The following is a 6,326-nucleotide window of genomic DNA, read 5'->3' on the forward strand; positions in this document are numbered from 1 at the left end:
TTGTCGGCCCTGCTGGTGCCGAAAGGATGGCAATTATGCCAGAAAAAATTCCTCTAGTGGAGCACTGGGGGACTTTCGTCGAAGAGCTGTTGAATATCTTGGCGGGTAAACCTGTAATGCTGATCGCAGAATTGGCAATCAATGGCCACAAGGCCGGCTTCATCAAGGATGCTGCTGAGCTCTTTCTCCCCGAGAGAAAACAGCGCCTGGGTGATACGTTCTTTTGAACAGCTGCAGCTAAACTGGACCGGTTTAGCTTCAAACAGTCGCAGCTGATCCTGGTGAAAAAGACGGTGAAGTTGTTCTTCATGATCGAGGATCAACTGCTCTTCTGGCGTGATGGTGTTGGCGAGTTGTGTCGCATGTTCCCACAGCCGCAGATTCTCTTCCGCTGAAGTTTCCAGTTGCCTGGGTAGTGCCTGAAGCAGCAATCCGGCAGCCTTTGGCGAATCAGGCCCGGTATCGGCCGCCAGCCAGATTCGGGTCCTGATCTGCTCCGATCGAGTGAAGTAATCTTCCAGGCAACTGGCGAGATTCTCCGGCTCCAGTAGCACAATGCCCTGGTAGCGCTCGCCATTACTCGGGTCAATCGTAAGGCTAAGGGTCCCTTTACCCACAAGCTGTGCGAGCGATTCATCCGTATTAAAATTATAACTTGGGTCAAAACGGGCGATAGCTCGCAGGTTGTGGTGGCGAGTGCAGTCGGCCATGATCATCGAGAGGGGGCCATCACCCTGTGCCTGAAGTGTCAGGACTCCGTCAAATTTGAGTGTCGCACCGAGCAGACCCGTGGCCGCCATAAACTCTCCCAGCAGACGCTTGATCGCTTGTGGGTAATTGCCCCGGGCGATGACTTCGCCATAGCTTTTTTCCAGCGTCAAAATTTCGCCGCGAATGTCGGATTGGTCAAAGATGAATCGTTGCAGTTTATCCCTGTCGGGCATGTTGTGACTCCTCTGAAGCAGATGGTGGAATTTAGAGCGATGCTCAAGATTTGTCCAGTGTAGCCAAGTCTCCGAGGGTTCAGATGGCGGTGTCTACCGGCAATCGATCTGGACCTGCTGTTCCAGTCGTTTTGCCTGTTGTTGTCTTGCTTCTTCGCTAAGGATGATTTCCTTGCCCTCAGCATCCTCGAAAGCGACCCTGCCACGCATGATGCTGAGCCGGTTTCTTGCTTTCTGACAGTCCTGTTGTTTGAGTAGCTGCTGCTTCTCCTGTTCGATCTGTTGTCTGGTGTTGAACGCTTTTTCTTCGGGGGTTTCTTCCTGGAACACAGCCTTGAGCTTTTCAGTTTCGGTGGCGCTGGAGTCGCTGTTGAGGGGGCGCAATTCGCTTGATATTTCCTCCGTGGGGGCATTGTTTTCCGGCTGTTTATCCGAAAAATGCACCTTGCCACTCTCGTCGACCCAGCGGTATATGGCCGCCTGGCTCAGGGGCGTCAGACATAGCAGCAAGACAAGAAAAGCTGCTCTCATGATTGGTTCTGCTCTTTGAACCTATGGATTTGACGACGCTGCTTTTTGCTGGGTCTCTCGTCGGAAAAAAGAATGCCCTGTTGTGCGGATTTGCGCTGCACGGCCAGTTGTTCCCGTCGGACTCTGCTTTGCTCCGTTTCTGTATACAGTCTCGCCGCATCATCGGCGCCCCTGCGCTGGGTGCTGAGTTTCTCCACCAGAACGGTTTTTTCATCCCATCCCTGTCGTATATCGAGTGTGGTTCCCACGGTGATCTCTTTGCTGGGTTTGGCTCGATGGCCGTCAATGTGTACTTTGCCGCCTTCGATGGCGGCTTTTGCCAATGCGCGTGTTTTAAAAAATCTCGCGGCCCACAACCATTTATCCAGGCGAACTTTTTGCTCAGGTATTTTTTCATTAACCATTGGGCAATATCTCATCAAAGTGACTGATGGAGGGAAATTCCCGGATGGCGATGGGCGCTGCTTTGCTATCCGGTTGGCTGATAGCCAGAAGGTGACGGATGCCATAGGCAGCGGCGGCGTTTAAGACCGCTATAGAATCGTCGATAAACAGCGTCCTGGTCGGATTGAAATGTTGCCTGCGTTCCAGGGATTGCCAGAATTCCGGGCATTCTTTGGGCTGGCCGAATTCATGGGAGCTGTAGACGTGGTCCAGTAGCGGTTCGATACTCGTGAGTTTCAGCTTGAGATCCAGGCTATGGGGATGGGCGTTGGTGATCAGAATTCGTTGCTTGCCACGGGCACCCAGTTGCTCGAGAAATTCCTGCACGAAGGGGCGTTCAGTGATCAGATAGTCTATCTCTTCCTTCAGCTGGCGAATATTCAGTGATAACTCCCGCGACCAGTACTCCAGGCAATACCACTCCAATGTTCCCTGCTTTTCATTAAATCGTTTATGCAGAGCGGGTATTGCCTTGTCCGCGCAGAGTCCATGATGCTCTGCATAGCGGCGAGGCAGGTGAGTGAGCCAGAAAAAATTATCAAAATGCAGGTCCAGCAGTGTGCCGTCCATATCGAGTAGTACGGTGTCGATGGTATTCCAGTTGATCTTCACAGCTATAATAGTCTGCCACGTTATCAAGGTATGGTTCAGTATGCCGACAAAACCCCTCATATTGAAGCGGCGACAGCTGGCCAAAACCCGGCTATTCCAGATTGAAGAGCAGGACCTGCAATTTTCCAATGGTGCTCGGCGCGTCTATGAGCGGTTGCTGCGATCGGGCGAAGGTGCGGTATTGATTGTTCCCATGCTGGATGATGAGACAGTCCTGCTGGTGCGGGAGTATGGTGCTGGCGTCGGTGATTATCAGATTGGTTTACCTAAAGGAGCAATAGATCCTGGAGAGGATGCGTTGCAGGCAGCCAACAGAGAGTTGATGGAGGAGGTGTGTTATGGTGCGCGTGAGCTGCAATGCATTAAAAGCCTGACACTGTCGCCTGCCTATATGGAGCACGATATTCTCGTGGTTCTGGCCGAGGGGTTGTATGAGAAGCGACTGCCGGGCGATGAACCAGAGCCTATTGAGGTAATCCCCTGGAAGATGGCTGAACTGGCGGCATTGATGGAACGGGAAGATTGTACAGAGGGACGTTCCATCGCTGCATTGTTTCTGGTCAGGGAGTTGCTCAACAATCGAGCGGCAACAAAGTTGTGAATCATCTTCTTCTGAACGACGCGATGGCGCTCGCAGTGGATGCGGGTAAAAGCATACTGTCATTTTATCGTAGGGATGCCCCGCTCCCTGTGATCACCAAGCAGGACCATTCGCCGGTGACGGAGGCAGATTTCAGTGCCCATCGGGTGTTGATGGCTGGACTGCCGGATTTACTGGCCGTTCCTGTGCTGTCGGAGGAGTCCGCCCCCCCGTCACTTGATGTCAGAGCCGATTGGGATCGCTATTGGCTTGTAGATCCGCTGGACGGGACCAGGGAGTTCCTGGCTGGCAATGATGAGTTTACGGTTAATATCGCACTGGTTGAGTCGGGCATGCCGGTCTTGGGGGTAATCTATGTTCCAGTCACTGGTATCGGCTATGCCGGTGGCCCCGGTCTTGGCGCCTTCAAATATGAAAACCGGCAGTGGTCGGAGATTCGGGTTCGGACAATCGCCCGGCGCTCTCTGCTGGCAGAGCCTTTCAGGTTGGTGACAAGTCGGCGGTACGGGTTATCCGCAGTTAGGCAGCTGGCCGAAAAGCTCAGGCAGTCTCTGGGTGATGTGGTTGTCCAGGAGATGGGCAGTTCCCTGAAGTTTTGTCTTATTGCTGAGGGTGGTGCCGATTTCTACCCGCGCTTTGCCCCGACCAGTGAGTGGGATACAGCAGCGGGTCAGGCAATACTCGAGGCAGCAGGTGGGGATGTGGTCGGGTTGAATTTGCGTCCTCTTTCTTACAATACCAAGGACTGTTTGCGCAACCCTTTCTTTTTCGGGTTGGGTGATCGGGCATTCCCCTGGCGTGATCTGTTGGCCACAGCCGGAAGCGATTTAGAATAAATCCTCGGGCCTCGGATCCTGTGGTGAGACCGGGCTATGATCGGATGATTTGTAGTTGTCCATCAGTGGCGGGACATCTTCTTCGCGAAAAATTTCAAACATGGCATTGTTGTGATCCGGTCCGACCCTCAGCCCTGTGTCAGGGTCAATTCTCACCATCACGACACCCTCTGGCTGAGGGTGATTGATTTCCGGTTTGTCTGCCAGCGCGACCCGCATGAAGTCTATCCAGATTGGCAGTGCTGCGGAGCCACCAAATTCGTTCCTGCCCAATAACAAGTTCTGGTCAAAGCCAAGCCATGCAGTGGCGACGATATGTGGGCTATAGCCTGAGAACCAGGCATCTTTGGGACCATTTGTGGTGCCGGTTTTCCCTGCTATGTCGGTGCGTTTTAGCGCCAGCGCGCGCCGGCCGGTCCCCTTGACAATGACGTCTTTGAGAATGGAGTCCATGATGTAGGCAATATCCGGCTCAATGATTCTCGGCGCATTGGGTGGGGGTAAATACAGTTGTCCCGTTACAGGGGGTTGGGCGTTGGTTGTTTTCTCATCGGGAACATGGGTAGGCAAGTCGGCGTCCGTCTCGTCCAGAGTGGTATCCGGACGATTGCTTTCAGGTTGCCGGTCACAATCCTTGCGGCAGACAGTCATCGGGGCCGCCCGATAGAGCAGTGAGCCGCTGGTGTCCTCAATGCGGTCCACCAGATAGGGCTCCACCCGGTACCCGCCGTTAGCCAGTGCCGCATAGCCGGTAACAATCTGCAATGGAGTGACGGCATGACTGCCCAGTGCCAGTGCTAAGTCTCTGGGCAGCCTGCTTTTGTCAAAACCGAAACGTTGTAGTTCGTCAATGGCTTTTTGGATGCCGATTGATCGCATCAGCCGGATAGAGACGAGATTTCGAGAGAGATAAAGTGCCTTGCGTAGCCGAGTGGGCCCAAAAAACTTGCCGCCATCGTTCTCAGGTCGCCAACTCTTTTCCAGTGAACCATCATCGAATACCACCGGCGCATCATTGATGATACTGGCCGGGGTAAACCCGTTTTCTAGGGCAATCGTGTAGATAAACGGTTTGAAGTTGGAGCCCGGTTGACGCTCAGCCTGGGCTGCCCGGTTAAAGTTGCTCTGGCGAAAATCATAGCCACCAATCAATGCCTGAATGGCACCGTTCTCGGGATTGAGTGCGACGATGGCAGCCTGGGCTTCGGGTAGTTGGCCCAGTTGCCAGGTATCCTGATGACGTCGGATTCTGATCAGATCGCCCACGGAAAAGAGTTCATCTGCTGCTTTGATGGGTGCGGAGCGATTGCTTTGGCTTATATAACGGCGAAGCCCCTTGAGGCCGTTTTCCCAGGAGATTTCAAGCGTCGCAGCGAATTCCGTCTGAACGATCAGGGCCTGGGGCTTTACTTCAGAAATAACGGCGGGAACCAGGTTTCCGTAGGTGGGGGTTTCGCGCAGGGTCGTTTGCCAATCCTCCGGTTCTACCAGATTTTTTTCAGGGCCACGAAAGCCATGCCGGCTATCGTAGGCGATCAGTCCATCCTGAACTGCTTGCTCAGCGGCTTGTTGCAGCTTGCTGTTGACTGTCGTGATCACCCGGTAGCCACCGGTGTAGGCGGCGAGTCCTACCATGTCAACACTCTCTCGCCGAGCCATTTCTGCTATGTAGGGCGCGTCGAGTTCAGGCAGGTAGCCATGGTAACTGGCAGTGATGGGCGCATTTCTCGCGAGTAAATAAGCCGCTTCATCAATATGGCCCAGTTCAAACATTCGCTCCAGGATCCAGTTGCGTCGAATCATTGCCCTGGTGGGGTTGGCGATTGGGTTGAAGGCTGAGGGTGCTTTTGGCAGCCCGGCCAGCATAGCCACCTGGGCCAGGTTGAGGTTGCCAATGGTTGTGCCATAGTAAACCTGGGCTGCGGCTTCGATGCCATAGGCGCGATTGCCCTGATAAATTTTGTTCGCGTAGAGCGTGAGGATTTCGTCTTTGCTAAGTTCGTCTTCGATGCGCAATGCCAGCAGAATTTCATTGAATTTTCGAGTGAATGTTTGCTGGCGAGAAAGGAAATAGTTGCGGGCTACCTGCATGGTGATAGTGCTGCCGCCGGTTTGAATCTCGCCAGTGGTGATCAGTTCTGACGCTGCACGCAGCAGACTGGTAATGTCTACGCCGGCATGCTGATAAAAGCGGTCATCCTCGGCGGATAACAATGCTTGTATATATAAGGAAGGAATTTGCTCGAAGGTAATCGGATTGCGTCTTTTTTCACCAAATTCGCCAATCAGATGTAAATCTTGTGAGTAGATTCTCAAAGGGGTCTGCAGTTTTACCTGTCTGAGGCTTTCCGAAGAGGG

General features: G+C 53.4%; 7 protein-coding genes. 2 read left to right on the forward strand and 5 right to left on the reverse strand.

Annotated elements, in window-relative coordinates:
• Nucleotides 1-53: 53 nt before the first annotated feature.
• The 4 genes from hslO to yrfG all read right to left on the reverse strand — a co-directional run bounded on the left by hslO (nt 54) and on the right by yrfG (nt 2,489).
• Nucleotides 54-944: an Hsp33 family molecular chaperone HslO gene (gene hslO / locus ACTF5G_RS02600; protein ID WP_438951264.1), complete on the reverse strand. Its 891-nt coding sequence runs from the start codon at nt 942-944 to the stop codon at nt 54-56.
• 93 nt (nt 945-1,037) lie between these two features.
• Complete coding sequence (locus ACTF5G_RS02605) at nt 1,038-1,475, reverse strand: DUF4124 domain-containing protein (protein WP_438951265.1); 438 nt, start codon at nt 1,473-1,475, stop codon at nt 1,038-1,040.
• Nucleotides 1,472-1,879, reverse strand: a complete 408-nt coding sequence (locus tag ACTF5G_RS02610; RefSeq protein ID WP_438951266.1) for an RNA-binding S4 domain-containing protein — start codon at nt 1,877-1,879, stop codon at nt 1,472-1,474. The genes ACTF5G_RS02605 and ACTF5G_RS02610 overlap by 4 nt, the downstream gene beginning before the upstream one ends.
• Complete coding sequence (gene yrfG / locus ACTF5G_RS02615) at nt 1,872-2,489, reverse strand: GMP/IMP nucleotidase (protein ID WP_438951271.1); 618 nt, start codon at nt 2,487-2,489, stop codon at nt 1,872-1,874. The genes ACTF5G_RS02610 and yrfG overlap by 8 nt, the downstream gene beginning before the upstream one ends.
• Before the next feature lie 82 nt (nt 2,490-2,571).
• On the opposite strand from yrfG, the gene nudE reads away from it, so the two are divergent.
• Entirely contained in the window at nt 2,572-3,132 is a 561-nt protein-coding gene (nudE, locus tag ACTF5G_RS02620) for an ADP compounds hydrolase NudE (protein ID WP_438951267.1), read from the forward strand.
• Nucleotides 3,129-3,968, forward strand: a complete 840-nt coding sequence (cysQ, locus tag ACTF5G_RS02625) for a 3'(2'),5'-bisphosphate nucleotidase CysQ (protein ID WP_438951268.1) — start codon at nt 3,129-3,131, stop codon at nt 3,966-3,968. The genes nudE and cysQ overlap by 4 nt, the downstream gene beginning before the upstream one ends.
• Here the strand turns inward: cysQ and ACTF5G_RS02630 are convergent.
• On the reverse strand, nt 3,960-6,326 hold a 2,367-nt coding region (locus ACTF5G_RS02630), incomplete at its 5' end, for a penicillin-binding protein 1A (protein ID WP_438951269.1). The two genes, cysQ and ACTF5G_RS02630, sit on opposite strands and share 9 nt — an antisense overlap.

The sequence above is a fragment of the Porticoccus sp. genome (genome assembly GCF_965660005.1).
In the GTDB taxonomy this organism is placed as follows: Bacteria; Pseudomonadota; Gammaproteobacteria; order Pseudomonadales; family Porticoccaceae; genus Porticoccus.

Coding starts and splice junctions, on each gene's coding strand:
- hslO (WP_438951264.1), bottom strand. CDS start 944: ATGCCCGACAGGGATAAACTGCAACGATTCATCTTTGACCAATCCGAC.
- ACTF5G_RS02605 (WP_438951265.1), bottom strand. CDS start 1,475: ATGAGAGCAGCTTTTCTTGTCTTGCTGCTATGTCTGACGCCCCTGAGC.
- nudE (WP_438951267.1), top strand. CDS start 2,572: ATGCCGACAAAACCCCTCATATTGAAGCGGCGACAGCTGGCCAAAACC.
- ACTF5G_RS02610 (WP_438951266.1), bottom strand. CDS start 1,879: ATGGTTAATGAAAAAATACCTGAGCAAAAAGTTCGCCTGGATAAATGG.
- yrfG (WP_438951271.1), bottom strand. CDS start 2,489: ATGGACGGCACACTGCTGGACCTGCATTTTGATAATTTTTTCTGGCTC.